Genomic DNA, 24,749 nt, shown 5'->3' with positions numbered 1-24,749 from the left:
AAGCACGGCATATCTTCCGCCCGGGGGGGCGCTGAACCGGTTTTAACGCGAAAGGCTGTTTTCATGGGCAAGCTCTTCAAGATCCTCGGCATCATCGTGGCCGCCCTGGTCCTGCTGGTGGTGCTGGCCATAACCTTTGTCCCCATGTTCATGCCCTGGGGCTCCATGCTCACCGGGGCCCTGGAGGACAGCCTGGGCCGCAAGGCCACGGTGCAGGAGGTTTCGGTCAGCCTGTGGGGCGGGCTCAAGGCCCAGGTCAAAGGCCTGGTGGTGGCGGACAAGGCGGCCTATGGCTCGCGGCCCCTGGTCAAGCTGGACTCCCTCACCGTGGAGGCGGACCTCATGCCCCTGTTGGCCCGCAGCCTGGTGGTGCGCCAGGTGGAGGTCAAGAGCCTGGAGCTTTCCATGGTGCGGGGCAAGGACGGCCGCCTCAACTGGCGAGACCTGCCCAAGGGCAAGAAGGATGAGCACGGACGCGACCGTGACCGTGAGCGCCGCCACGAAAAGGACGACGACGGCCATCTGGTGATCAGCTCGCTCCAGGTCGTGGGCTCCAAGCTTTATCTGAAGAACCTGGCCAACGGCATGTCCAGCGAGTTGCCTCTGGAGCAGCTCAGCCTGTCCAGCGACCTGGGCCTCGGCGGGGCCAGCGGACAGCTTGCCCTGGCCATGCCCGGCCTTAGCGTGCAATCCTCGGCCAAGAGCGAAGGCTACGGCGACAGCTTCGTGCTCAAGCAGGGCGACCTGGCCCTCAAGCTGGACCTGGCCGCCCTGGCCGCGCGCCTGGCTCCGCTCTATCCCGGGCTCAAGGCGCGGGGCATCATCGAGATGACCGGCAAGGCCAGCGGCCCGGCCAAGGCCCTGGCGGTGCAGGCCCAGGGCCAGGCCAAGGACCTGCGCCTCCAGACCACGGCCATGGGCAGGCGCTACTTCAGCCTGCCCGGGGCAGTGTTCATGGCCGATATGAGCCTGGACCTGCCCGGCGAACTGGCCGACATCAAGCAGGCCCAGTTCAACGCGCCCGAGGGCGGCTTCGCCCAGAGCCTGAAGGGGGTCATCGGCTGGGGTAAGTCCCTGGGCAAGAGCGACGCCTTGTTCGAGCAACGGGTGGACCTGGCCAAGCTGGCCTCGCTGGTCTCGCCGCTGATGCCCTGGACCGTCAAGGCCTCGGGCCTGGCCAGCAAGCGGGTGCGCTTCAAGGGAGCCGGGCCGGGGGTGCTGGAGATAAGCGGCGAGAACCAGGGCAAAGACATCTACATCTACTGCCCGCCCATGCCCGCGCCCTTCAAGGACGCCCACATGCGCGCGGCGTACCGCTTCCTGATCAAGGACGACCCCAAGGAGCTGGAGATAAAGCAGTTCGATCTGGACACCGCCTTTGCCAAGCTGGGCATCACCGGCAAGGCGGAAGCCAAGGGCGACCAGGCCATCCTGCGCCTCATGGTGGTGGGCGACTATCTTGACCTGGAGCGCCTGCCCATGGGCGCGCCCCGGGCCAAGGGCGAGGCCGCTCCCCACCGCACGGCCAAGGCTTCGCCCGGCGCGGGCTCCAGCGGAGGCAAGGCCGCCGGCGGCATGGGCTCGGGCGGGGGCAAGGCCGCTCCGGACCCGGCCCAAATACGCCGCGACCTCCAGGGCGTGGACGCCGAGGCCGAGGTCAAGCTGGGCCTGATCAAGGCGGCAGGCTACGAGCTCAAGAACCTGGAGCTCAAGGCCAGGATCAAGGACGCCAAGGTGGAGATGGAGCTGCCCCATGCCATCTTCCTGAACGGCGGGCTCAAGATGAAGGCCGGGGTGGATTTCAACCCTGCCTCGCCGATCAGCATCCTGGAACTCAAGGGCGAGGGGCTCCAGGTCACTCCCAAGGTGTTCCGCAAGCTCAAGCAGGATCTGCCCCTGTTCGCCCTGCCTCTGTCGGGCCTGAGCGGGGTGTTCTTCCTGGATACGGCCATGAAGGGCGAGGGGCTCACCTCCGAGGCCTTGGCCCGCTCGCTTAAAGGCGACGGCAGCCTGGTGGCCCGCGACGGGGTGACCATTGAGCTGGCCTTCCTGGACGAGGTGGCCGGCCTGGCCTCCCTGTGGCAAGGCGCCCTGGGCCAGCTGCCTCGGCGTTTCGGCAAGTTCGAGGCCAAGTACAAGATCGGCGGCGGGGTGGTGAACTACGACGTGGCCCTCAAGGCGGGCGACGACGAGATGGACGCCCAGATCCTGGGCAAGACCAACCTGCTGGACCACGCCCTGGACGCCACCCTCAAGTTCGACGCCAGTACCGTGGGCCACACCCTCCGGCAGTTCCTGGCCCCGGACGGAACCTTCCCCATCAAGCTGGGTGGCACGGTGGAGCATCCGGTGCCTCAGCTCGACCTGGGCGCGGCTCCGGGGGCCGAGAAGGCGGTGGAGGGGCTTATCAAGGGATTGTTCAACAAGTAGCCAGCGGGGAGCCCGGCTTCGCCAGTCGACGCCATACGGCGTTGCTGGCGTCGCGCGGGCCTCGACGTAGTTTCAGCTACACCTCCGGCCCTCGCTCGCCAGTCGCCTTGTCCGGCAACGGCTGGCTGTGCCGGTGCCTGGCAAGCCCCGGGCCTTGTCCTGGAACGGGATAATCAAGAAAAATTACGAAAAGCGGGCAGCGGCATCCCGCCGACTGGCGAAGCCGGCCTCTGCTACAGCCCCTGGGCGCGGACCATGACCAGGAAGGTGCGCCCCACCATCTTCAGGTCCGCGCGCAGCACCTCGTTGCCCGGCTGGTGGCGCAGGATCTCGATGTAGCTGCGGTCCAATAGATACTGATCCGCCCGGTCCAGGCCATGTCCCTTGAGCGACTGGTAGGGGCCGGTGATGCCGGTGCGGGTCACCTTCCAATTGAGCACCCCGCGCTCCAGGGCCTCCTGGTACACCTCCAGGTTCACCGGGCGGGGGCCCACCACGCTGATGTCGCCCACGAAGATGTTGATCATCTGGGGCAGCTCGTCCAGATAGGTCTTTTGCAGGATGCGCCCCACCTTGGTCAGGCTCACCCCGTCCCACTCCAGGAACTTGGTGTGAATGAACTTGCCTTCGTCATGGAGGCGCTGGATCACCTCGGGCTTGAAGATGAAAAACTTGCGGAAGTGGAACTCACGTCCCTGGGAGATGCGCGGCTCCAGATAGAACAGGGGCCCCTTTTGCCCGCGCATGCGGTTCTCCAGGGCGATGGCCGCCATGGCCGCGACGAACAGGGGCAGGGTGGCCGCCAGGATCAGGCCCGAGAAGGCGATGTCAAAGCAGCGCTTGAGAAAGGGCGTCTTGATGGGCTGGTCGGGCAGGGGGGGTAGGCCGGCGGCCCAGGCCAGGGTCTGCTTGACCTCGGGCGGCGCCTCGCGCGTCGCGCCTTGTTCCATTACGTCAAAGGGCATCTCGGACCTCGCTTGGCAAGTTGGTGGCCCTAGTCTAGCAGCTGGCGCCCTGCCTAGGCAAAACGATCGTCCGCCTTGGCCGTGTCTGCCTCGCCGGCCCGCTGGCCCAGCCAACCGGTGCGTATTTCTCCGTCCGGGTGGTCGAAGCCGGGCACGTAGGGCTTCACGTCCAGCAGGGGGCTGTGGTCCAGCATGTCCACGCCCCTCAGCAGCAGAGTCGAGCCCTGCACCTCCTCCAGGGCCACCACCGACAGGCCGATGGGGTTGGGCCGCGCCGGGGCCCGGGTGGAGAACAGGCCGTGATCCTCGCGGCCCAGGAAAGGCGTCACCCGGGGCTTGAACCCCGCCGCCCGGTGGCAGTGGTAGATGAGGATCACGTGGGAGAAGCCCTCCAGGTCGGCCAGGGCCGGGGCCAGCTCGGGCAACAGCTCGGCCCGGCCTTGGGCGCCGTCCGCGCCCCGGGGCTGGATGGGGCCGCCCTTGGGGTCGGCGAAGGGGGTGCGCAGCACTCCGATGGGGTTGTAGACGATGGGCTCCATGCCTATTTTTCCTTTCGCGCGTCCACCAGCCCCACGCTAAGGGGCAGGATTAATACGGTCAGGCCCAGCAGCACCACTCCCTGCCAGCGGGCCAGGTTCCAGAAGAAGCCGGCGCAGGTGATGCCCGCCCAGCCGCCCATATAGTAGACCAGCACATAGAGGCTGTTGGCCCGGCCCTGGCTGCCATGCAGGCGGGTGTTGAGCATACCCTGGGACCCGGCGTGGATGATGAAATGCCCCGCGCACACTAAACACAGCCCCAGGATCACCCCGGTCAGCGAGGGCAGCAGACACACCACCTGAGCGGCCATGTACACCGCCGCGCCCAGGGCCAGGGTGTTGCCCGCGCCGATGCGCCGGGCCAGGCGGCCCACCAGGGGCCCCTCGATCACTCCGATGAGGTAGGTGAGGTACATCAGGCTGATAAAGGCGGTGGAGGCCAGATAGGGCGGGGCCGAGAGGTGGAAGGTGATGTAGTTGAACATGCCGCCGAACACGAACATGCTGCCAAAAGTGGCCAGGTAAGGGGCCAGGGTGGGCCAGGAGCGGAGCAGGCCCAGGTAGCTCAGGTCCCCGCTGTGGCGCGGCGGGCGGGGCCCCTCCGCGGGCAGGCGAAATAGGGCCACCAGGGTGAAGACCACCACCAGCCCCGCGCCCACACTCAGGGCCAGCCGCCAGTTGCCGGCCAGCACGATGCCGGGCAGCAAGCGGCTGAGCAGGCCGCCCACCACCGTGGCCGAGACATAGGCCCCCATGGTGATGGCCAGGCTCTGGGGCGGCAGGCTGCGGGCCAGGTACGCGGCCAGGCAGGAGGTGAGGGCGGGCACGAACAGGCCCTGCACGAAGCGGGCTCCGGCCAAAAACTCCAGGCTGGGGCTCAGAGCCCCGGCCGCCAGGCACAGGGCCACCATTATCCCGCCCAAGGTGATGATGGGCTTGATGCGCCAGCGGTCGGCCAGCACCCCAAAGGGCAGCCCGGCCAGGCACACCCCCAGGGTGACCATGGACACGGTGAGCGAAACCCTAGGGGCCGAGGCGTTGAACTCCCGGCTGAGCAGGGGCAGGGTGGGCTGGGTCAGATAGACCGAGTTGATGGCCGAGGCCACCAGGGCGAACACCACGGCCTGGAGGCCGGCCGCGCTCCTCGCCGGGGGCAAGGGGCTCAGGCCTCGGGTTCGGCGGGCACCAGGAACAAGGCCCCCAGGGGCGGCAGGGTCAGCTCCAGGGAGGCGTTCCGGCCGTGCATGGCCTGGGGCTGAGCCTCGACCATGCCGCCGTTGCCCACCCCCGAGCCGCCGTATTCCGGCGCGTCGCTGTTGAACACTTCGCGCCAGGGGCCAAGGCGGTCCACCCCCACCCGGTAGCCGTGGCGGGGCACGGGAGTGAAGTTGAAAATGGCCAGCAGGTCCGCCTCTTGCCCGGGGTTGCGCCGGAGCAGGGAGATGACGCTGGCTTCATTGTCATTGCAGTCCACCCAGGAGAAGCCCTCGGGATGCAGGTCGACATGCAAGGCGGGCTGCTGGCGGTAGAGGCGGTTAAGGTCTTGCACCAAACGCTGCACCCCGGCGTGGGGAGCGTATTGCAATAGATCCCACTGCAACACGCCCTCGTTGTCCCACTCCTTGCGCTGGCCTATCTCCCCGCCCATGAACAAGAGCTTCTTGCCCGGCTGGGCGTACATGTAGGAATGCAGCAGTCGGAGGTTGGCAAACATCTGCCAGTCGTCGCCGGGCATCTTGTTGAGCAGCGAGCCCTTGCCGTGCACCACCTCGTCGTGACTCAAGGCCAGCACGAAGTTTTCGGTGAAGGCGTAGAGCATGCGGAAGGTGAGCTGGTCGTGGTGATACCGGCGGTGGATGGGGTTCTGGCGGAAATAGGCCAGGGTGTCGTGCATCCAGCCCATGTCCCACTTGAGCCCGAAGCCCAGGCCGCCCAGATAGGTGGGCCGGCTGACCATGGGCCAGGCGGTGGACTCCTCGGCGATGTTCATGATGCCCGGGTTGGCCGCGTAGGTGTCTTTGTTGAAGCGCTTGAGGAACTCCACCGCTTCCAGGTTCTCGTTGCCCCCGTACTGGTTGGGAATCCACTCCCCGTCCTTGCGGGAGTAGTCCAGGTAGAGCATGGAGGCCACTGCGTCCACCCTGATGCCGTCGGCGTGCATCTCCTTGAGCCAGAACATGGCGCTGGAAAGCAGGAAGGAGCGCACCTCCTCGCGGCCGTAGTTGAAGATGGCGCTTTTCCAGTCCGGGTGGAAGCCCTGGCGCGGGTCGGCGTGCTCGTAGAGGTGGGTGCCGTCGAAGAAGCTCAGGCCGTGGCCGTCGGTGGGGAAGTGGCTGGGCACCCAGTCCAGGATCACCCCCAGGCCCCGCTGGTGTAGATGGTCCACCAAAAACTTGAAGTCCTGGGGCGAGCCCTGCCGGGAGGTGGGCGCGAAGTAGCCCGTGGTCTGGTAGCCCCAGGAGCCGCCGAAGGGATGCTCCATGATGGGCATCAGCTCCACGTGGGTGTAGCCCATCTCTTCCAGATAGTCGCCCAGTCGCCCGGCCAGCTCGCGGTAGCCCAGAATCTCGCCGTCCGGGCCCAGCTGCCAAGAGGTGGAGTGCATCTCGTAGATGGCCATGGGCCGGTCCAGGGGGTCGCCTTGGGCCCGCGCGGCCATCCACTGGCCATCGCCCCACTCGTAAGCCGGGTCCACCACCAGCGAGGCGGTGAGCGGGGGCACCTCCGCGGCCTGGGCCAAGGGGTCGGCCTTGTCCACCTGATAGCCCAGGTTTCCGGACTCGATGTGATACTTGTAGCGGGCCCCGGCGGCCACGCCGGGCACGAAGCCCTCCCAGATGCCCGAGGCGCCCCGGGCCTTCAGGGGCGCGGAGTGTTGGTCCCAGCTATTGAAATCGCCCATGACGAAGACCATGTGCGCGTTGGGCGCCCACACCGCGAAATAGGCCCCCGCTTGGCCGTCCACTTCCACCAGGTGGGATCCCAGCTTGTTGTATAGCTCCGCATGGCTGCCCTGGTTGAACAGGTACAGGTCGTCCTCGCTGAGCAGGGAAAAGGGCTGGGGCTGTTTCTTGGCCATGGATTCCTCGTAACCGAAAATGACTGGGTTTGTCTATCATTATGGCAGCCCGTCCACCGGGCGCAAGGGGGACGGCCATGCCAATTGTGTTATAAGGGCAAAAGACCTAGCATGGAGGCTGCTCGGGCGGGAAGAGCCCGAGGACAGCCGGGAGTGGACCGATGCATGATGTGGCTGAAAGCCAGAGCCGGGACGGCCAGCACGTAACCTGGGTGGGGCTGTGGGCAAACCTGGCCCTGGCCATTGGCAAGTTCCTGGCCGGCACCTGGGGCCACAGCTCGGCCATGGTGGCCGACGCGGCCCACTCCCTCAGCGACCTGGTCACCGACGGCGTGGTGCTGGTGGGCCTACGGTTGGGGCGCAGCGCCCCGGACCACCGCCATCCCTTTGGCCACGGCCGCATCGAGACGCTTTCGGCCCAGGTGGTGGCCCTGATTCTGGTGGGCATCGCGGTGCTTTTGGGCTGGGAGGCGATCGAGAACCTGCTGGCCGCCCGGGCCCAACACCCCAACTGGCTGGCCCTAACGGCGGCGGTGGTGTCCATCCTGGCCAAGGAGGCGCTCTACCGCTACACCGTGGCCGTGGGCAAGCGCATCAAGAGCCCGGCGGTGGTGGCCAACGCCTGGCACCACCGCTCCGACGCCCTCAGCTCCATCGCGGTGCTGGTGGGAGTGGCCGGGGCCATGATCCACCCGGCCTGGCACAGTCTGGACTCCTGGGCCGCCCTGGTGGTGGCGCTGCTGGTGGCAAAGGTGGGGGTGCGGGTGTTCTGGGGGGCCTTGCAGGAGATGATCGACACCGCCCCCGGCGAGGAGGTGGTCAAGGGCATCGAGGCCTGCGCCCTGGGAGTGCCCGGGGTCAAGGGCGTGCACGACCTCAAGGTGCGCTCGGTGGGCGGCCGCTACCAGATGCAGCTCCACGTGGTGGTGGACTCCGCCCTCAGCGTGGTCCAGGGCCACGACATCGCCAAGGAGGTGGAGCGCTGCGTGCTGGGCGACGTGAAGGACGCCGTCGAGGTGGTGGTTCACGTGGACCCGGCCCCTTTTCAGGCCAAGCTACCCCTGGACTAGGGTAGGGCCATCCCCCGGAAAAATACGGGTTTCCCCCCATGGCGGCCTCTGGCGGCATTTCATAGGATACCTTTAGAATTTCTTACTAAAGGGCTCGGCGCGCCTGACCCGGGACAAGACAGCCGGACCCGCCCGGGTAGGGAAATCCCTGCCTGGGCATGGGCGCGTGGAGTTCGGGGGTTGCTTAGCGGCGAGGTTAAATGGGCGAGTTCCCGCTACCCCGCATCAAGGATTTCCTGAAGACCGTGGTGCCTTTCGACGCCTTGGACGAGGCGGAGTTGGAGCGCGTTGTCGGCCTGATGGAGTTGGCCTACTTCCCACGCGGCCAGGTGATCATCCAGGCCGGCGAATCCCCCTCGGAAAACCTCTACGTGATCATGAACGGCTCGGTGCGGGTCACCCTGCCGCGCGAAAGCGGCGAGGAGCTTCTGATCGACATGCGCGGCGAGGGCGACACCTTCGGCGCGCTGAGCCTGTTGCAGGGCGAGTTGGCCCTGTTCACGGTGCTGGCCCAGGAGGACCTCTTGTGCTTCCTGCTGCCCGGCAACCCCTTCCGCGAGCTGGTGGAGGAGAACCCGGTCTTCCGGCGCCACTTCAGCTTCGGCCTTTCGCGCAACATCGAGGCGGTGCGCCGCGCGGCCGACCGCCACACCATGCAGATGACCGGCACCGAGTCCCTGGGCCTGGACGCGGTGCTCACCGGCAGCCGGGTGGCCGAGCTGATGAGCAAGGAGGTGCTCACCTGCCTGGCCGCCACCCCGGCCAAGGCGGCGGCCCGCCTGATGACCCAGCGCCGGGTGGGCTCCATCATCATCACCGAGCCCGGCGGCGCGCCCCTGGGCATCCTCACCGACACCGACCTGCGGGTGCGGATCTTGGCGGCCGGGGTCGACCCCGAAACCCCGGTGGCCGAGGTGATGACCCCGTTGGTCAAGACCATCTCGGCCCAGGCCTTTGCCTTTGAGGCCATGATCGAGATGGCCCGCCACGGGGTGCACCACCTGGCCGTTACCGAGAGCGCCCGCCTGGTGGGGGTGATCTCGGACCACGACCTGACCATGGTCACCGGCTCCTCGCCGGTGGGGGTTATGAAAGAGGTCTCCAAGGTCTCCAAGCTGGAGGACCTGGCCGCCATGCCCGGGCGCATGAAACGGGTCATGGAGACCCTGCTGCGCCTGGGAGGCAGCGCGGATTACATGCAGGACGTGCTGGGCGAGTTCAACGACCGCCTGATCCTGCGGCTGCTCAAGATCACCCAGCGCGAGATGGAGAACCGGGGCAAGGGCCGGGCGCCGGTGCAGTTCTCCTGGCTGGCCCTGGGCGCGGTGGGCCGGCGGGAGCAGGCCCTGAGCCTGGGGCAGAACTACGCGGTGGTCTATGCCAACGTACCCCCGGAACGCGAGGCCGCGGTGCGCGAGTGGTTCGTGGAGTTCATCCGGCGGGTGCGCTCGGGCCTGGAGACCTGCAGCCACTTCTGCCGCCCCGGGGCCATCATGGCCGACCCCGACGCCTGCTGCCGCTCGGAGAGCCAGTGGGAACAGAGCTTTTTGGGCTGGATCGCCTCGGCCGAGCCCGAGGCCCTCACCCCCATACTCAGCTACTTCGACCTGCGCGCGGTCTACGCGGAAACCGACTTCGTGGAGGCCCTGTGGGAAAAGGTCTTCGCGGCGGTGGAGGCGAATCGTGATTTTCTGGGGCGCATGGGCAAGGCGGCCTCCCAGCTCAGGCCGCCGGTGGGCTTTTTGCGCGATTTCGTGGTGGACACCGAAGGCCAGTACAGCGACGAGCTTAACCTGGACGAGTCGGCCCTGGACCCGGTGGTGCAGGGGGCGCGGCTGCTGGCCCTGGAGCAGCGCCTGCGCCAGACCAACACCCTGGAGCGCCTGGGCGCGGTCGCCCGCCTGGGCCTGCTCAAGCCCGACTTTGCCGAGGACCTGCGCGAGGCCTACGGCTTCGTGACCCTGTTGCGCATCTCCCGGATGTTGGAGAGCAACAACGGCCACCAGCCCAGCGGCTTCCTGGACCCGGCCAGCCTCAACCGGGTGCAGCGCAAGATGCTCAAGGAAAGTTTCTCGGTGATCAGCCGCTTGCAGGAATTCGCCCTGCAACGCTATCAGGCCTGAGCCGGGCCAGGGAACGGGGCACGGGAGTTGAATCTGTGGCAAGCGCGCCTGCTGAACCGGCTATCAAGCCTACGCCTGGCCCACCGCAAGCTGCCCCCAGAGGCGCGGGGCAACCTCATGGCCCTGGAGGGCAAGCAGGGCAAGGCTTCGGCCCAGGAGCAGCGCTACGTGGTGGTGGACCTGGAGACCACCGGCCTGGACCCCACCAAGGACCGGGTGGTGAGCGTGGGGGCCTTTCGGGTGGTGGGGGGCAAGATACGCCTGGGCGACGTGTTTTCCGAGCTGGCCAACCCGGGGCGGGGCATACCGGTGGAGTCGATCAAGGTGCACGGCATCACCCCGGACAACATCCGCGACGCCCGGCCGGCCTGGGAGGTGTTCCGCGATTTCTTGTTTTACCTGGGCGGCGACATCGTGGTGGCCCACTACGCCCGCTTCGACATGTACTTCTTGAACCGGGTGATGCGGGCCCAGTACGGGATGCGAATACAGAATTTGGTGGTGGACACGGTGCTCATGTGCCGGGCCATCCACCTGGAGCCCGATCCCTATGGGCAGAAAAAAGGGGCCAAGCGTTGCAGCCTGGATTTTCTGGCCGCCCGTTACGGGCTGGAGGTGCCCGAGCGGCACACCGCCCTGGGCGACGCCTTGGCCACGGCCATGATCCTGCAACGCCTGCTGCCGGAGATGGCCGCCGGCGGCTGGAGCACCCTAGCCGATTTGATCGCCGTGGCCGGGGTTTTGTAGCAACCGCGATAGCCATGGGGCTATTATGATAGTTTGAGAGGCAAACAGGGGCGTACGCGCGGCTTCCCCCGCCCCGATCCCCAGTTGCATGGGCACCCGCAAAGTCGGGAGAAAGGATGCGCAATGGCTGACGATAAAGTGATGGAGAAAAACGGACTGTACTATCCGCCCCAGTCCTTTGTGGACAAGGCGCACATCAACAGTTTCGAGCAATACCAGCAGATGTACGAGCGCTCCATCTCCGACCCCGACGGCTTCTGGGCCGAGGCGGCCGAAGATTTCTATTGGGAAAAGAAGTGGGACAAGGTCCTGGAGTACAACTATCACCGCTCCAAGGGGCCCATCAGCATTAAGTGGTTCGAGGGCGCCAAGACCAACATGACCTATAACTGCCTGGACCGCCATCTGGAGGCCCGGGGCGACCAACCGGCCTTGTTGTGGGAAGGCAACGAGCCCGGCGAAGACCGCATCATCACTTATCGCCAGCTGCACGAGGAAGTCTGCAAGTTCGCCAACGTGCTCAGGAGCTTCGGCATCAAGAAGGGCGACCGCGTAACCATCTACCTGCCCATGATTCCCGAGCTGGCCATCAGCATGTTGGCCTGCGCCCGCATCGGCGCCATCCACAGCGTGGTCTTCGGCGGCTTCTCGGCCGAGGCCCTCAAGGACCGCATCGTGGACTCCCAGTGCTCGCTGGTCATCACCAGCGACGGCACCTATCGCGGCGGCAAGGCGGTGACCCTCAAGCAGATCGCCGACGAGGCCATGCTGGGCGCCGAGCGCGAAGGCACCAAGGTGCCCTCCGCGGTGGTGGTGGAGCGCGTGGGCGCGGGCAAGGGCATCGAATGCCCCATGACCCCGGGCCGCGACTCCTACTGGCACGACGTAATGAAAGGCATCGACCCGGTTTGCGAGGTCGAGTGGATGGACGCCGAAGACCCGCTGTTCATCCTCTACACCAGCGGCTCCACCGGCAAGCCCAAGGGCGTGCAGCACACCACCGCCGGGTACATGGTCTATGTGGCCATGACCCACAAGTACGTCTTCGACTACCACGACGGCGATGTGTACTGGTGCACCGCGGACATCGGCTGGGTCACCGGCCACAGCTACATCCTCTACGGCCCCCTCTTGAACGGGGCCCAGAGCCTGATGTTCGAGGGCGTGCCCACCTATCCCGACTCGGGCCGCTTCTGGGACGTGGTGGACAAGTGGAAGGTGAACATCTTCTACACCGCCCCCACCGCCATCCGCGCGGTCATGCGCATGGGCGACGACTTCGTCACCAAGTACAGCCGCAAGACGCTCCAGCTTCTGGGCACGGTGGGCGAGCCCATCAACCCCGAGGCCTGGCGCTGGTACAACGAGCTGGTGGGCGACAGCCGCTGCCCCATCGTGGACACCTGGTGGCAGACCGAGACCGGCGGCATCCTCATCACCCCGCTGCCCGGGGCCATACCCACCAAACCCGGCTCGGCCACCCTGCCGTTCTTCGGGGTGCAGCCCTGCCTGCTGGACGACGAGGGCAATGAAGTGGAGGGCAACGGCGTTTCCGGCCGTCTGGCCATGAAGGCCCCCTGGCCCGGCCAGCTCCGCACCACCTACGGCTCCCATGAGCGCTTCGAGACGGTGTACTTCTCCGACTTCGATGGCTATTACTTCACCGGCGACGGCGCCAAGCGCGACGATGACGGCTACTACTGGATCACCGGCCGCGTGGACGACGTGATCAACGTCAGCGGCCACCGCATGGGCACCGCCGAGGTGGAGAGCGCCCTGGTGAGCCATCCCACCGTGGCCGAGGCCGCCGTGGTGGGCTTCCCCCACGAGATCAAGGGCCAGGGCATCTATGCCTATGTGACCCTGAAGGTGGGCGAGGAGTACTCCGAGCAGCTCAAGAAGGACCTGGTCATGCACGTGCGCAAGGAGATCGGCCCCATCGCCTCGCCCGACGTGATCCACTGGGCCCCGGCCCTGCCCAAGACCCGTTCGGGCAAGATCATGCGGCGCATCCTACGCAAGATGGCCGCCGGCGAGAGCGACTTCGGCGACACCAGCACCCTGGCCGACCCCAGCGTGGTGGGCACCCTGGTGGAGATGAAGGGCAAGTAAGAACCCCAACCCCCCGGCGCGGCGCATTGCCGCGCCGGGGGTCAAAAGCATCGCCACGGCGGCTTGCCGCCCGCGCAATCATTTTGCCAGGCCCGGAGGAGGCATGATCAAAGGCGAGAGTGGGATTTCCGTTCCCCGCGAGACCCTGATCTCCTTTCTGCTGAAGGTGCCGCCCTTTCAGGAGCTGGGCCGCTCCGGCCTGGAGAGCCTGTTGGAAAAGATCACCCTGCGCCACTACAGCTCGGGCGAGCTTATCCTGCAAGCGGGGCAGAGCCAGGTCACCCACCTCTTGATCATCCACGAGGGACAGGTGCGCCTTTTCCTCCCCGGCCAGGACGGCTCGGAAAACCTGCAAGAGATGCGGGGCCCGGGCGAGACCCTGGGCGCCCTGGGAATCTTCCGCGAGAGCCTGTCCAACTTGAACGCTGAGGCCACCGAGGACACCGCCTGCCTCTTGATTCCCCGCGAAGAGTTTCTGAACCTCACCGAAAAAAGCGCCCGTTTCGCCCAGTACTACCTCAAGTACCTGTCCGAGCATTACGTGGGCAAGGCGCTCACCGAGCTACGGCAGCCGCGCGCGGCGGTCTCCACCGAAGGCTCGCTGTATCTGTTCAGCGCCCAGGTGGGCGACGTGGTGCGGCGCCGGCCCGAGGTGATCAGCGCGGGCGAGCCCATCCAGCGGGCCGCCGGCCAGCTCACCGCCGGGCGGGTAGGGGCGTTGTTGGTGGCCGACCCGGACGGCGAGATCGTGGGGGTGGTCACGGACCGCGACTTGCGCAAGGTGGTGGCCGAGGGCATCGACCACCGCGCTCCAGTGCGCCAGATCATGAGCCATCCGGTGCACACCATCGGTTTCAACACGGTGTGCTTCGACGCCCTGCTGGAGATGCTCAAGCGCAAGGTGCATCATTTGGCCATCGAACGGCGCGGCGAGATCGTGGGCCTGGTGGGCGGCCACGATCTGATGGTGGCCCAGGGCGCCAGCCCCTTCTATTTGCTTCGGGAGATCCTGGCCACCGAGAGCTACGACGAGATTTACGATGTATCGCGCCGCACCCCCCTGGTGGTGCGTTCGCTTATCTACGAGGGCGCGCGGCCGGGCAACATCACCCGCATGATCACCCTGCTCAACGACTACATCCTGGAAAAGGTGCTCAGTCTGTTGCAGTCGGAGATGGGCACGCCGCCGGTGCCTTACTGCTGGCTGTTGATGGGCTCGGAGGGACGCCGCGAGCAGACCTTCCGCACCGACCAGGACAACGGCCTGCTCTATGCCGATTCCGAGGACCCGGGCCTGGCCCAGTTCGCACAGGAGTACTTCGCCGAGTTCGGGGCCAAGGCCATCGAGCACCTGGTGGCCTGCGGCTTCCCGCGCTGCCCGGGCGAGGTCATGGCCTCCAACCCCAAGTGGCGCCAATCCTACAAGGGATGGCGAAACTACTTCGACCGCTGGATCAGCGTGCCCAAGCCCAAGGAAGTGCTCTACGCCACCATCTTCTTCGACTTCCGTCCCGGCTTCGGCGAGCTCGCCTTGGGCGAGCGCCTGCGCGATCATCTGACCAAGCAGGCGCGGGGCCAGGACATGTTCTTCCGCCTGCTGGCCCGCGACACCCTGACCACGCCCTCGCCACTGACCATGTTCCGCAACTTCGTGCTGGAAAAAAAGGGCAAGCACAAGAACAAGGTGGACTTAAAGACCAAGGGCCTGGTGCCCTTCGTGGACTTCGCCCGGGTGCTGGCCCTCAAGCACGGCATCAAGGAGACCAACACCCTGGAGCGCCTGCGCCTGCTGGGCGACGGTGGCTTCCTCTCCTCGGAGCTGACCACCAAGGCCATCCAGGCCTATGAGTTTCAGATGCAGTTGAGGCTGCTGCACCAGCAGCGCCTGGACGAGCAGGGCCTGGAGCCGGACAACTACCTGGACCCCAGCGAGCTCTCGGACCTGGAGCGCCACACCTTGAAGGACGCCTTTGCGGTGACGAACGAGATCAAGTCGGCGCTAAAAGATCAATTCAGTCTGGATCAGGGATAATTCGGTAAGGACTTAGCTTCCCCCCCGGGAGGTGAGCTTCTTTAGGGCCTGTTGCGCCATGGGGTCGCCGGCTCGGGCCGCGGCGCGCAGGGCGGGCAGGCCTTCGCGGCGTAGGGCCTTCAACAGGGCCAGGCTCTGTTCGCGGGTGCAGTCATTTAGCACGTCCACCGCGTTGCCCCCGGCGCTAAGGCCCTTGACCAGGGCCGGAGCCGCGTCGGCCCCCATGCCCAAAAGCCGGTTCTGAGCCAGGGCGCGGTCCTCGGCCGAGCCCAGGCACAGGCGCATGACCAAGTCGCCGGGGCCGGCCATGAAGCGCCAGGCATAGTTCTGGTACACCGCGTCGCCGCCCAGAATCACCAGCCACAACAAAAGCACTCCCCAGGCCAGCCGGTTCACCGGCAGGGGCGGCATGGGCTTGGTCATGCGCACGGTGCGGAGCACCAAAAGGCCCAGGGTCAGGGCGATGAGCACCATGACCAGCTGGGGCGAGAGCAGCATCAGGGGCTCCAGGACCCCGCCGATGCCGTCGGCCTTGTTGTACTCGAAATAGGCGTTCAAGGGCCGCAGAAATTTCATGGCAAAGTAGACCATGGCTCCGGCCGAGGCGGCGAGGGCCGGTAAGCCGGCCCACCAGCGGGCCTTGCGCAGAAGATAGGCCATCACGAACAGCAGGGCCGCCAAGCCCAGCATCCCGAAAAAGCCCAAATGGAAGCGGGCCAGCAAAGAGATGGGGTCCACGGCCAGGGCCACCACCAACACGGCCAGGCCCGGCGCGGCGGCGGCCAGGCCGCCCTTGACCAGCTCGCGTTGCAACTGCTGCTCTGGGGTCATTAGCTTGCGCATGGTGCTCCTACTTTAGTTGCGGCCCGGGCCCGGGGGCAAGCATAAAGCCGGGCGCGCCGGATTACTCCGACGCGCCCGGGTTGTGAGGTCAAAGGTTCAAGTTACGGCGGCGCTGCCTAGTGGTCCGTGGCCTCGCCGGAGCCGCGCGGAATGCGCACGCTCTCCACCAGCTCCTGGATCTCCTCGGGCGGAGCCTTGGTGACGCGGCTGACACCGAAGGTCACGAGCAGGTTGATGCACATGCCGATGGTGCCGATGCCCTCGGGGGTGATCCCGAAGAACCAGTTGCCCACGCCCATGAACTTGGTCTGGATGATGTAGATGCCCGTGAACAGGATGCCGCAGACCATGCCGGTGATGGCACCCTCCCGCGTGGTCTTCTTGCTGAAGATGCCCAGCAAGATGACCGGGAAGATGCTCGACGCGGCAAGGCCGAAGGCGAAGGCCACCACCTGAGCCACGAACGCTGGAGGATAGATGCCGAAGTAACCCGCCAATACGATGGCCAGGCCGATGAAGATACGGGCCACCAGCACGCGCTGCTTCTCAGTGGCCTGCGGGTTTATCACCCGGAAGTAGAAGTCGTGGCTGATGGAAGACGAGACCGCCAAGAGCAGACCCGCCGCCGTGGATAGGGCCGCGGCCAGACCTCCGGCTGCCACCAAGCCGACCACCCAGGCGGACAGGCCTCCGATCTCCGGACTGGCCAACACCATGATGTCGCGGTCGACGTAAAGTTCGTTCTTATTGGCGGTGATCTTGTTGTTCAGCAGGGGCTGGCCGTACTTACCCAGCACCCGCTTGCCGTCCTTGACCTGGAAGTTGGGCCGGCCCACAAAGGCCGCGCCGGGACGGTACTGGATAATGCCGTCCCCGTTTTTGTCCACCCAGGCCACCAGTCCCGGCTTTTGCCAGTTGGTATACCATTGGGGCCGCTCAACGTATGGCTTGTCCTCCAGGGTGTTGATCATGTTGTAGCGGGCGAAGGCCGCCACGGCGGGGGCGGTGGTGTAGAGGATGGCGATGAACAGGAGGGCCCAGCCGGCGCTGGCCCGGGCCTGACGCACGCCGGGCACCGTGTAGAAACGGATGATGACGTGAGGCAGACCGGCGGTGCCCACCATCAGGGCGAAGGTGATGCACAGCACGTTGAGCATGTTGGTCTTCACCGTGGCGAAGGTCGCGGTGTACTGCACAAACCCTAAATCTTTCGCTATGATGTTCAGGGTGTCCAATAGGTACTTGCCCGCGTCGGCGTGGCCGGCGGCGATGGTGCTGCCGAAGCCGATCTGAGGGATGGGCACCCCGGTGACCTTCATGGAGATGGCGATGGCAGGAATCAGGTAGGCCAGGATCAGCACGCAGTACTGACACACCTGGGTCCAGGTGATTCCCTTCATGCCGCCCAGGGCCGCGTAGATGAACACGATACACATACCGATGATCACACCGGTGTTGATGTCCACCTCGAGGAAGCGGCTAAAGACCACGCCCACGCCGCGCATCTGGCCGCAGACGTAGGTGTAGGACACGAACACCGTACAGGCCGCGGCCACCAGACGCGCGGCCGTGGAGTAGTAGCGGTCGCCCACGAAGTCGGGCACCGTGTACTTTCCGAATTTACGCAGGTACGGCGCCAGCAACAGAGCCAGCAGCACATAGCCTCCGGTCCAGCCCATCAGGTAGTAGGCCCCGGGATAACCCAGGAAGCTGATGAGGCCGGCCATGGAGATGAAGCTCGCCGCGCTCATCCAGTCCGCCGCGGTGGCCATGCCGTTGGCCACCGGGGGCACGCCCATGCCCGCCACGTAGAAGCCCTTGGTGTCGGACACCCGGGTGCGCCAGGCGACGAAGATATAGAGGGCGAAGGTTATTCCGACGAATACGTAAGTCCAGCCTAGAATTCCCATGTGGTCACCCCCTACTCATCCACGTCGAATTCACGGTCCAGCCGGCGCATAAGCTTGCAGTAAACAAAGATGAGGACCACGAACACATAGATGGAGCCTTGCTGCGCGAACCAGAAGCCCAGGGGGAACCCGCCCATGTGGATGTGATTGAGCGGATTAACGAATATGATCCCCAACCCATAGGACACGAATGCCCATATGGCAAGTAACCACGCCATAATGCGTAGGTTCCTGCGCCAGTACTCTTGACGGCTTTTGTCCACCTAACCCTCCTTTCCCGAGAGCTTTGAATTGCGCTGCTCAGTAGGATCGGCCGGCCTCGTTGGCCTTTGCGATAGGGCTCGGCGGCGGATATGGGGGAAGCGGCTATATGGGGGACCCGCCGGTCTTTGAGCCCGCCAGGCACGAAAAGCGGCGATTCGGTTCGCTTCCCGCGCCGAAGATGGCCGCAAACGGTAATGAGGCCAGCTTCCCTGAGCAACATCCTAGGAAAAGGGGCTCATCGGGGGCCATGGGGGGAAACCCGTAATTAGGCGGGGGAAGGCCCTACTTTTTCACAAGCTCGGTGGGTGGGGGGATTGTGAGAAAAATTACTTAGTTGTCCCAGAGCTGGGGGTCGATGATGCCGATGCGCACCGCCATCTTCACCAAATCCAGGCGGTCCTTGAGCCCCAATTTCTTCATGATATTGGTGCGGTGCTTTTCCACCGTCTTGGGGCTCACGCAGAGCACGTCGGCGATCTGGTTGGTGGAGTTGCCCTCGGCCACCAAGCGGAAAACCTGCTGCTCGCGTTCGGACAGCAGGTCGTAGCCCTTGACCGCCGGGGCCTTCTTGCGGCTGTCCAGGTAGGCGTTTACCACCTCGGCCTTGATCTTGGAGCTGAGGAAATACTCCCCCTGGCGGGCGGCGCGGATGGCTTTGATCACGTCGCCGGTGGGCGAAGCCTTGAGCACGTAGCCCAGGGCGCCGCTGTCCAGCACCCGGTGCACGAAGGTGTCCTTGCTGTGCATGGTGAGGATCACCACCTGGCAGCCGGGCACCGCGTCCTTGATAAGGCTCACCGCCTCCAGGCCGCTCACTCCGGGCATGGCGATGTCCAGGAGCATCACGTCCGGCCGAAGGGTCTTGGCCGCTTCCAGGGCCTCCAGGCCGTCGCCGGCCTCGCCCACCACCACCATGTCCTCCTGGCTGCCCACCAGCTGCCGGATGCCCTCGCGCACGATGGCGTGGTCGTCGGCGATGAATACCCGGATCCGCTTGTCGGCCAAAGTGATCTCCTTGCCTAGGCCTCGGCCTCGAGAAGGGGTTCGGCGTTCGGCGGCGGCTGGTCGGGCAGGGCCACCCGGATGGTGGTGCCTTTGCCCGGTTCGGAGCGGATATCGATGGTGCCTCCCACCGAGGCCACCCGCTCGCGCATGCTTATCAGGCCGATGCCAGAGGAAGGCTCTCGGGCCGGGGCGTCTTTGGAGATATCCATGCCCCGCCCGTCGTCGCTGATAACCATGATGGCCGTGGGATGGGAGTAGGTCAGGCGAATGCTCACCTTCCCGGCCCCGGCGTGCTTCACCACATTGTTCAGAGCTTCCTGCATTATTCGATACAAGACGATCTCGACCTTGGGGTCAAGCCTTCTTTTAAAACCCACCGCCTTGAACTCCACCTCCAGGCCCGTGGCCCGCTGGCGAAGTTCCTCGGCATACCACTCCAAAGTGGGGATGAGGCCCAGGTGGTCCAGCATGTCCGGCCGCAGGTCCGAAGATATCTTGCGCACGTTTTCGGCCAGGTCCTCTATGCGCAGGATGAGCTGCTCGCAGCGGGCCTGCTGCAAGGCCAGCTCCGTGGGCAGGCTGCTCTCCAGGGAGCGCACCCCCAGGTGCAGGGCGGTCAGGGATTGGCCGAACTCGTCGTGCAGGTCCGCGGCCAGGCGCTTGCGCTCGTCCTCGGCCCCCTGGATCAGGCGGCGGGAGAGCTGGCGTATCTCGTCCTCGTGGCGGCGGCGGTCGGTCACGTCGCGCAGATAGGCCAGGTTCACGGTGCGCCCCTTGTAGGAAACGATGGTGGCGCTCACCGCGATGAACAGGGAGCTGCCGTCCTTGCGTAGTCCCTTGAAGTCGTAGCGGCTGGGCACCACCTGGCCCTGGCGGCGCCCCGCGCTGATGGCCACCACCCGCTCGCGGTCCTCGGGATGCACGATGGTGCCCAGGGAGCGCCCCACGATCTCCCGCCGCGAGTCATAGCCGAACATTTCGGCGAACTTGCGGTTCACGTACCAGAGGATGTTGTCCTTGATCAACACCACGCCGTCGTTGGAATATTCGATGGCCGTGCGGTAGCGCTCCTCGCTCTCGCGCACCTGCTGCTCGGCCATCTTGCGCCTGAGTATCTGGTTTTGCAGCTCCACCACCTTTTCTTCCAGCTCCTCGGCGTGCAGGTTGGTCAGCTGCTGGCGCTCTTGCAAATAGTTGATGCGCCGTTTCAGGTCCTCGGGCCGCGCCCGCAGGCCGGCCAAAATCTCGCCGTAGACCTCGCTGAGCTCCTGGGCTTCGCGGGGGGTGAAGACCCCGGCCGACATCAGGGCGCGGTGCGCGCCAGCGGTGCCCACCACGCCGGCCAGGTTCTTTTCCACCTCGTTGTACAGATCGGCCAGCTCGGTGATGGAGATGCGCTCCCGGCCCACCAGCTGGGTCTCGTGCAGGCTCTTTTCGGTGATGGCCGCCGCGCCGGCGGGCTCGAAGTAGCGCAAAAGGAGCGACTCGATGCGGCGGCGCTTCTCGGCCAAGCTGATATAGGCCTCGTGGCGCACCCCCCGGGTCAGGCGCCCCTCGTCGGTAAGGGCGTGCACGAAGCTCTCCGCGTCGCGCTGGGCCTGCTGGTCCGGCCGCCGGGCCAGGGAGCCCAGGATATAGGCCACCACGTTGGCCAACAGGCTCCAGAACACGCTGTGGCTCACCGGGTCCATGCCCCGCACCCCGAAGAGGCGCTCGGGCCTGAGGAAATCGATGCCCAGGGGGCCGTGCTCAATGAGGTGGGGCGAGAACCAGCCGCCGGTGACCAGGGCGGGCAGGAGCATGGTGTAGGCCCACACCAGGGAGCCCGCGCTGAGCCCCAGCACCGCGCCCCGGGAGTTGGCCTGGCGCCAGAAGATGCCCCCCACGATGGCCGGGGCGAACTGCAAGACCGCCGCGAAGGAGATGATGCCGATGTTGACCAGCATCACCTCGCCGCCCACCAGGCGCTCGAACCAATAGCCCATGAGGATGAAGCAGGTCACGGCCAGCCAGCGGGACTTGAGCAAATGGCGCTCGATAAAGCCCAGGGCCGGAATCCAGTCCACCAAGGGGAGCAGCAGGTGGTTGGAGATCATGGTGGCCATGGTCATGGAGGTGATGAGCACCATGGAGGTGGCCGCCGAAAAGCCGCCCAGGAACACCAGCAGGGTGAGCAAATGGTTGCCGCTTTTTAGCGGTAGCTGCAACACGTAGGTGTCGGCCGAGGCCAGAGGCAGGCCGTCCAAGAGCCCGGCCAGGGCGATGGGGTACACGAACAGGTTGATCAAAAACATGTAGAGCGGGAAGAGCCACATCGCCTTTTTGATGTGCTCCTCGTTCTGGTTCTCCACCACCGCGATGTGGAACTGGCGGGGCAAAAACATCACCGCGCTGGCCGAAAGCACCAGGTAGCTGGTCCAGGTGAGGAAGTTGGTGGTGCGCGAGCCCACCGCCAGGCCGGGCAGATTTTCGCTCAGCCGGGCGTAGCGGGCGAAGATGTCGCCGAAGCCGTCGTAGAGCACGTAGACCACGAACACGCCCGCGGCCATGAACAAGACCAGCTTGACCAGGCCCTCGGCGGCCACGGCCATGACGATGCCCTCGTGGCGCTCGGTGGGGTCCAGGCGGCGCACCCCGAAGATGATGGTGAACACCACCATCAGCACCAGCACGATGGGCCCCACGTGGGAGCCGATGAAGGCGCTGGCCATGCCGGTGTCCTGGGTGATCATGTCAAAGGTGGTGAGCACCGCCTTTAACTGCAAGGCGATGTAGGGCATGGTGCCCACCAGGGCGATGATGGTGGCAAGCCCGGCCAGGGGCACCGATTTTTCGTAGCGCGCGCCGATGAAGTCGGCGATGGAGGTGATGTGGTGGGTGGTCTTGATGCGCACCAGCTTGCGCAGCAGGCCCCACCAGAACATCACCACCATGGTGGGGCCCAGGTAGATGGTCAGAAACAGCAGCCCGCTGTTGGCCGCGTAGCCCACCGAGCCGTAATAGGTCCAGGTGGTGCAGTAGACGCTGAGCGACAGGGCGTAGACCAGGGGGTTGTTGACCACGCTCTTGCCCGCGGCCTGGCGCCGCTCTGCCCACACCGCCAGGGCGAAGATCAGGCCCATGTACAGGCAGAAGACGGTGATGACCGTGAGGCTTTCGAACATCGCGGCTTAACCCGAGTCCGTTTCGTCGTCTTGATCGGCGCCGGCCGGAGGCAGGAACCAGGAGAAGAGGAACACCAGCAGGATCACCAGGGCCCAGGCGGCGAACATGGTCAGATAGAGTTGGGGCGGGGTCCAGTGGCCGTCGTCGGCCAGGAAGGGCCAATGGAACAGCACCAGGCTGATCACGAAGACCAGCACCGCAAAGGCGGAGCTGCCCAATACGCGATGGGGCCGGTTCAACGGCCATCTCCGGCGGGTGGTTTTGCCGGGCTCATCAACCCCTCCTTTGATGAATACCCAGCGCGATTGTAGCAAATTTACCCCTTCGGCGTGAACCGCCTATAATTCGGGCGCGGCCGGAGACCCGGCCGGCCCGTCATGTCGGGGCTATTCCTGGGGCGGCGGCGTCTTGCGCTGGGCCGGGGGGGCGGGCTCGTCGAAGCGGGCGCTGAGGCTCAGCACCCCGCCGTCGTAGGCGCTCTTCACCTTGTAGGGCAGCTTCTTGAACAGGGCGATCATGCCCCGGTTGGCCGGATGGGTGTAGGCGGTCAGACCGCTGATGCCGTGCTCGCGGGCGCTGTGGGTCAGCTTCTGCAACAGGATGCTGGACAGGCCCTTTTGCTGCCATTCGCGGGCCACGGAGAAGGCCACCTCGGCCAGGTTGCTGGCCGGCTCCAGGAAGTAGTTGGCCACCGCGATGACCTTCTCGTAGCCGGGCTCGCCCACCACGGCCACCAGGGTCATGTCGCGGATGTAGTCCACCTGGAACATGTCGGCCATGTCCTGGCGGGCGAAGCTCACCCGCTCGTGCAGGAAACGGCGCATCACGTCGTCGCGGTCCAGGTTGTAGAAGTGCTCCTGGATCTGGCGCTCGTCGGTGGGCCGGGCCGGGCGGAACAAGACCTCCTGCCCGTCGATGATCTTGGTCTCCTCCACCGAGGCGGGGTAGATGCTCTTGATGCTCTCGGCCAGGGTGCGCTCGCTGCCCAGCAGGCCCAGCTCCTTGGCCCTCACGAACAGCTCGTCGCGGAAATCGGGATGAGCGATGGAGATCATGGCGATGGCCCGCTCTTGCAGGCTCTTGCCGAAGAGGTTCACCACCCCGTACTCGGTTACCACGTACTGCACGTCGCCCCGGGGCACCACCACGGCCAGGTTCTCCAGCTGGGGCACGATGCGGCTGGACTTGCCGTCCAGGGTGGTGCTGGGCAGCATCAGGATGTTCTTGCCGCCCGGCGAGGCGGAGGCCCCGCGCACGAAGTCCATCATGCCGCTGACCCCGGTGAAGTGGTTGTAGGGCAGGGCGTCGGCCGCGGCCTGGCCGGTCAGGTCCATGGCCATCACCACGTTCAGGGCCACCATCTTGTTGTGGCGGGAGATGATCGCCGGGTCGTTCACATAGTCGCTGGGGTGGAACTCGATGCCCGGGTTGTCGTTCAAAAACTCGTAGAGCCCCTCCGAGCCCATGGCCCCGGAGGCCACCAGTTTGCCCTCGTTGAAGCCCTTCTTGCGGTTGGTGATAACCCCCTGGCTCACCAGGTTCAGCAGGCCGTCGGTGAGGAACTGGGTGTGCACCCCCAGGTCATTCTTGTCCTTGAGCGCGTCCATGGTGGCGTGGGGCGCGGCGCCCAGGCTCATCTGCATGGTGGCCCCGTCCTCGATGAGCCGGGCCACGTTCTTGGCGATCATCCGGGCCGGCTCGAACTCCGGTGGCCCGCCCACGGTCAAGAGAGGCTCCTCGGCCTCCACCACCAGGTCGATGTCGTTCAAATGCATGAAGGAGCGCCCCAGGACGCGGGGCATGCAGGGGTTCACCTGGGCGATCACCAAATCGGCCGACTGGGCCGCGGCCATGGTCACGTCCACGCTCACCCCCAGGCTCACCCAGCCGAAGTCGTCGGGCTCGCTCACCTGGATCAGGGCCACGTGCACCGGGAGCTGGCCGCTCTTGAACAGGCGGGGCACGGCCGAGAGGTTGATGGGGGTGAGGAAGCGCTTGCCTTGGGAAAGATGACGCGGCTTGGCCGAGCCCAAATAGAAGGAGCGGATGTTTAGGCTGCGGCAGGCGGTCTCGTCGGCGATCATGGTCAGGGGGGCGGTCTCCAGGCTGAGCACCCGCACTACCTCCACGTCGCTGAAGTTGCAGGATTGGGCGGCCATCTCCTTGACCAGGGTCTGGGGCTCCCCGCAGGAGGAGCCCACGAATACCCGCTGCCCCCGCTTGATCTGGCCGATGGCCTGGGCGGCGGTGCGTTTCTTGCTTTGATAGGCGTCGGGCCAGTAGGTGTTGCGCATCTTATGTCTTAATCCTCTCCTGCCCCTTGTGGCGGAGTTGTTGCTGTGTATGGCTCAATTCTAGGAGGTAAGGGGCCGCTTGCCAAGAGAAGCCGTTCCGGAAGCGGCATCATGAAGATTGGGTTACAGGCGCCTTGGGGCTTGGATTTCACAATTGAACCACTATATACT

At 65.6% G+C, this 24,749-nt stretch carries 17 protein-coding genes; 6 read left to right on the top strand and 11 right to left on the bottom strand.

All coding sequences use genetic code 11. From position 1 onward, the window contains the following. The first annotated feature begins 63 nt into the window (after positions 1-63). Positions 64-2,430 carry an AsmA family protein gene (locus KQH53_13435; protein ID MCB2227675.1) on the top strand — a complete coding sequence of 789 codons (2,367 nt, stop codon included), beginning with the start codon at positions 64-66 and terminating at the stop codon, positions 2,428-2,430. A 233-nt stretch (positions 2,431-2,663) separates the two neighbouring features. Here KQH53_13435 and KQH53_13430 read toward each other — a convergent pair whose 3' ends face one another. From KQH53_13430 to glgB, 4 genes are read right to left on the bottom strand one after another with little or no spacing between them, the layout of a single operon-like run. Continuing rightward, the gene (locus KQH53_13430; GenBank protein MCB2227674.1) at positions 2,664-3,395 is read right to left on the bottom strand and encodes a sugar transferase; all 732 of its coding nucleotides are present in this window, start codon (positions 3,393-3,395) and stop codon (positions 2,664-2,666) included. 53 nt (positions 3,396-3,448) lie between these two features. Then, a complete protein-coding gene (gene tsaA / locus KQH53_13425; GenBank protein MCB2227673.1) occupies positions 3,449-3,940 on the bottom strand; it encodes a tRNA (N6-threonylcarbamoyladenosine(37)-N6)-methyltransferase TrmO in 492 nt (163 codons plus the stop codon). Further along, positions 3,937-5,091, bottom strand: a complete 1,155-nt coding sequence (locus tag KQH53_13420; protein ID MCB2227672.1) for an MFS transporter — start codon at positions 5,089-5,091, stop codon at positions 3,937-3,939. Before KQH53_13420 ends, tsaA begins: the two co-directional genes overlap by 4 nt. A gap of 5 nt (positions 5,092-5,096) precedes the next feature. Beyond that, positions 5,097-7,013 (bottom strand): 1,4-alpha-glucan branching protein GlgB, encoded by a 1,917-nt coding sequence (gene glgB, locus KQH53_13415; GenBank protein ID MCB2227671.1) that lies wholly within the window; start codon positions 7,011-7,013, stop codon positions 5,097-5,099. A 161-nt stretch (positions 7,014-7,174) separates the two neighbouring features. On the opposite strand from glgB, the gene KQH53_13410 reads away from it, so the two are divergent. The 5 genes from KQH53_13410 (at position 7,175) to KQH53_13390 (ending at position 15,097) form a co-directional block, all read left to right on the top strand. Further along, a complete protein-coding gene (locus KQH53_13410; protein ID MCB2227670.1) occupies positions 7,175-8,083 on the top strand; it encodes a cation diffusion facilitator family transporter in 909 nt (302 codons plus the stop codon). Positions 8,084-8,283: 200 nt separating this feature from the next. Then, a complete protein-coding gene (locus tag KQH53_13405) occupies positions 8,284-10,206 on the top strand; it encodes a CBS domain-containing protein (protein ID MCB2227669.1) in 1,923 nt (640 codons plus the stop codon). Between the two features lie 27 nt (positions 10,207-10,233). After that, positions 10,234-10,953, top strand: a complete 720-nt coding sequence (locus tag KQH53_13400; GenBank protein MCB2227668.1) for a 3'-5' exonuclease — start codon at positions 10,234-10,236, stop codon at positions 10,951-10,953. 123 nt (positions 10,954-11,076) lie between these two features. Then, complete coding sequence (acs, locus tag KQH53_13395) at positions 11,077-13,065, top strand: acetate--CoA ligase (GenBank protein ID MCB2227667.1); 1,989 nt, start codon at positions 11,077-11,079, stop codon at positions 13,063-13,065. A 103-nt stretch (positions 13,066-13,168) separates the two neighbouring features. Further along, on the top strand, positions 13,169-15,097 hold the full coding sequence (locus tag KQH53_13390) for a cyclic nucleotide-binding domain-containing protein (GenBank protein MCB2227666.1): 1,929 nt from the start codon (positions 13,169-13,171) through the stop codon (positions 15,095-15,097). A gap of 12 nt (positions 15,098-15,109) precedes the next feature. Here the strand turns inward: KQH53_13390 and KQH53_13385 are convergent, their stop codons facing one another. The 7 genes from KQH53_13385 to KQH53_13355 all read right to left on the bottom strand — a co-directional run bounded on the left by KQH53_13385 (position 15,110) and on the right by KQH53_13355 (position 24,578). Then, positions 15,110-15,940 (bottom strand): hypothetical protein, encoded by an 831-nt coding sequence (locus KQH53_13385; GenBank protein MCB2227665.1) that lies wholly within the window; start codon positions 15,938-15,940, stop codon positions 15,110-15,112. A 116-nt stretch (positions 15,941-16,056) separates the two neighbouring features. Further along, positions 16,057-17,850 carry a cation acetate symporter gene (locus KQH53_13380; protein ID MCB2227664.1) on the bottom strand — a complete coding sequence of 598 codons (1,794 nt, stop codon included), beginning with the start codon at positions 17,848-17,850 and terminating at the stop codon, positions 16,057-16,059. An 11-nt stretch (positions 17,851-17,861) separates the two neighbouring features. Further along, complete coding sequence (locus KQH53_13375) at positions 17,862-18,068, bottom strand: DUF4212 domain-containing protein (GenBank protein ID MCB2227663.1); 207 nt, start codon at positions 18,066-18,068, stop codon at positions 17,862-17,864. A gap of 376 nt (positions 18,069-18,444) precedes the next feature. Beyond that, positions 18,445-19,119, bottom strand: coding sequence for a response regulator transcription factor (locus tag KQH53_13370; GenBank protein MCB2227662.1), 675 nt, complete (start codon positions 19,117-19,119; stop codon positions 18,445-18,447). A gap of 14 nt (positions 19,120-19,133) precedes the next feature. Continuing rightward, positions 19,134-22,283, bottom strand: a complete 3,150-nt coding sequence (locus tag KQH53_13365; protein MCB2227661.1) for a PAS domain S-box protein — start codon at positions 22,281-22,283, stop codon at positions 19,134-19,136. Positions 22,284-22,289: 6 nt separating this feature from the next. Next, entirely contained in the window at positions 22,290-22,523 is a 234-nt protein-coding gene (locus KQH53_13360; protein MCB2227660.1) for a hypothetical protein, read from the bottom strand. Positions 22,524-22,670: 147 nt separating this feature from the next. Continuing rightward, the gene (locus KQH53_13355) at positions 22,671-24,578 is read right to left on the bottom strand and encodes a GNAT family N-acetyltransferase (GenBank protein MCB2227659.1); all 1,908 of its coding nucleotides are present in this window, start codon (positions 24,576-24,578) and stop codon (positions 22,671-22,673) included. Positions 24,579-24,749: the final 171 nt, after the last annotated feature.

It is taken from the genome of Desulfarculaceae bacterium, assembly GCA_020444545.1.
Classification (GTDB): Bacteria; Desulfobacterota; Desulfarculia; order Desulfarculales; family Desulfarculaceae; genus Desulfoferula.
This window is presented reverse-complemented; position numbering and strand designations above follow the sequence as displayed.

Coding starts and splice junctions, on each gene's coding strand:
- KQH53_13435 (MCB2227675.1), top strand. CDS start 64: ATGGGCAAGCTCTTCAAGATCCTCGGCATCATCGTGGCCGCCCTGGTC.
- KQH53_13385 (MCB2227665.1), bottom strand. CDS start 15,940: ATGCGCAAGCTAATGACCCCAGAGCAGCAGTTGCAACGCGAGCTGGTC.
- KQH53_13390 (MCB2227666.1), top strand. CDS start 13,169: ATGATCAAAGGCGAGAGTGGGATTTCCGTTCCCCGCGAGACCCTGATC.
- KQH53_13375 (MCB2227663.1), bottom strand. CDS start 18,068: ATGGCGTGGTTACTTGCCATATGGGCATTCGTGTCCTATGGGTTGGGG.
- KQH53_13365 (MCB2227661.1), bottom strand. CDS start 22,283: ATGTTCGAAAGCCTCACGGTCATCACCGTCTTCTGCCTGTACATGGGC.
- KQH53_13380 (MCB2227664.1), bottom strand. CDS start 17,850: ATGGGAATTCTAGGCTGGACTTACGTATTCGTCGGAATAACCTTCGCC.
- KQH53_13430 (MCB2227674.1), bottom strand. CDS start 3,395: ATGCCCTTTGACGTAATGGAACAAGGCGCGACGCGCGAGGCGCCGCCC.
- KQH53_13355 (MCB2227659.1), bottom strand. CDS start 24,578: ATGCGCAACACCTACTGGCCCGACGCCTATCAAAGCAAGAAACGCACC.
- acs (MCB2227667.1), top strand. CDS start 11,077: ATGGCTGACGATAAAGTGATGGAGAAAAACGGACTGTACTATCCGCCC.
- KQH53_13410 (MCB2227670.1), top strand. CDS start 7,175: ATGCATGATGTGGCTGAAAGCCAGAGCCGGGACGGCCAGCACGTAACC.
- glgB (MCB2227671.1), bottom strand. CDS start 7,013: ATGGCCAAGAAACAGCCCCAGCCCTTTTCCCTGCTCAGCGAGGACGAC.
- KQH53_13405 (MCB2227669.1), top strand. CDS start 8,284: ATGGGCGAGTTCCCGCTACCCCGCATCAAGGATTTCCTGAAGACCGTG.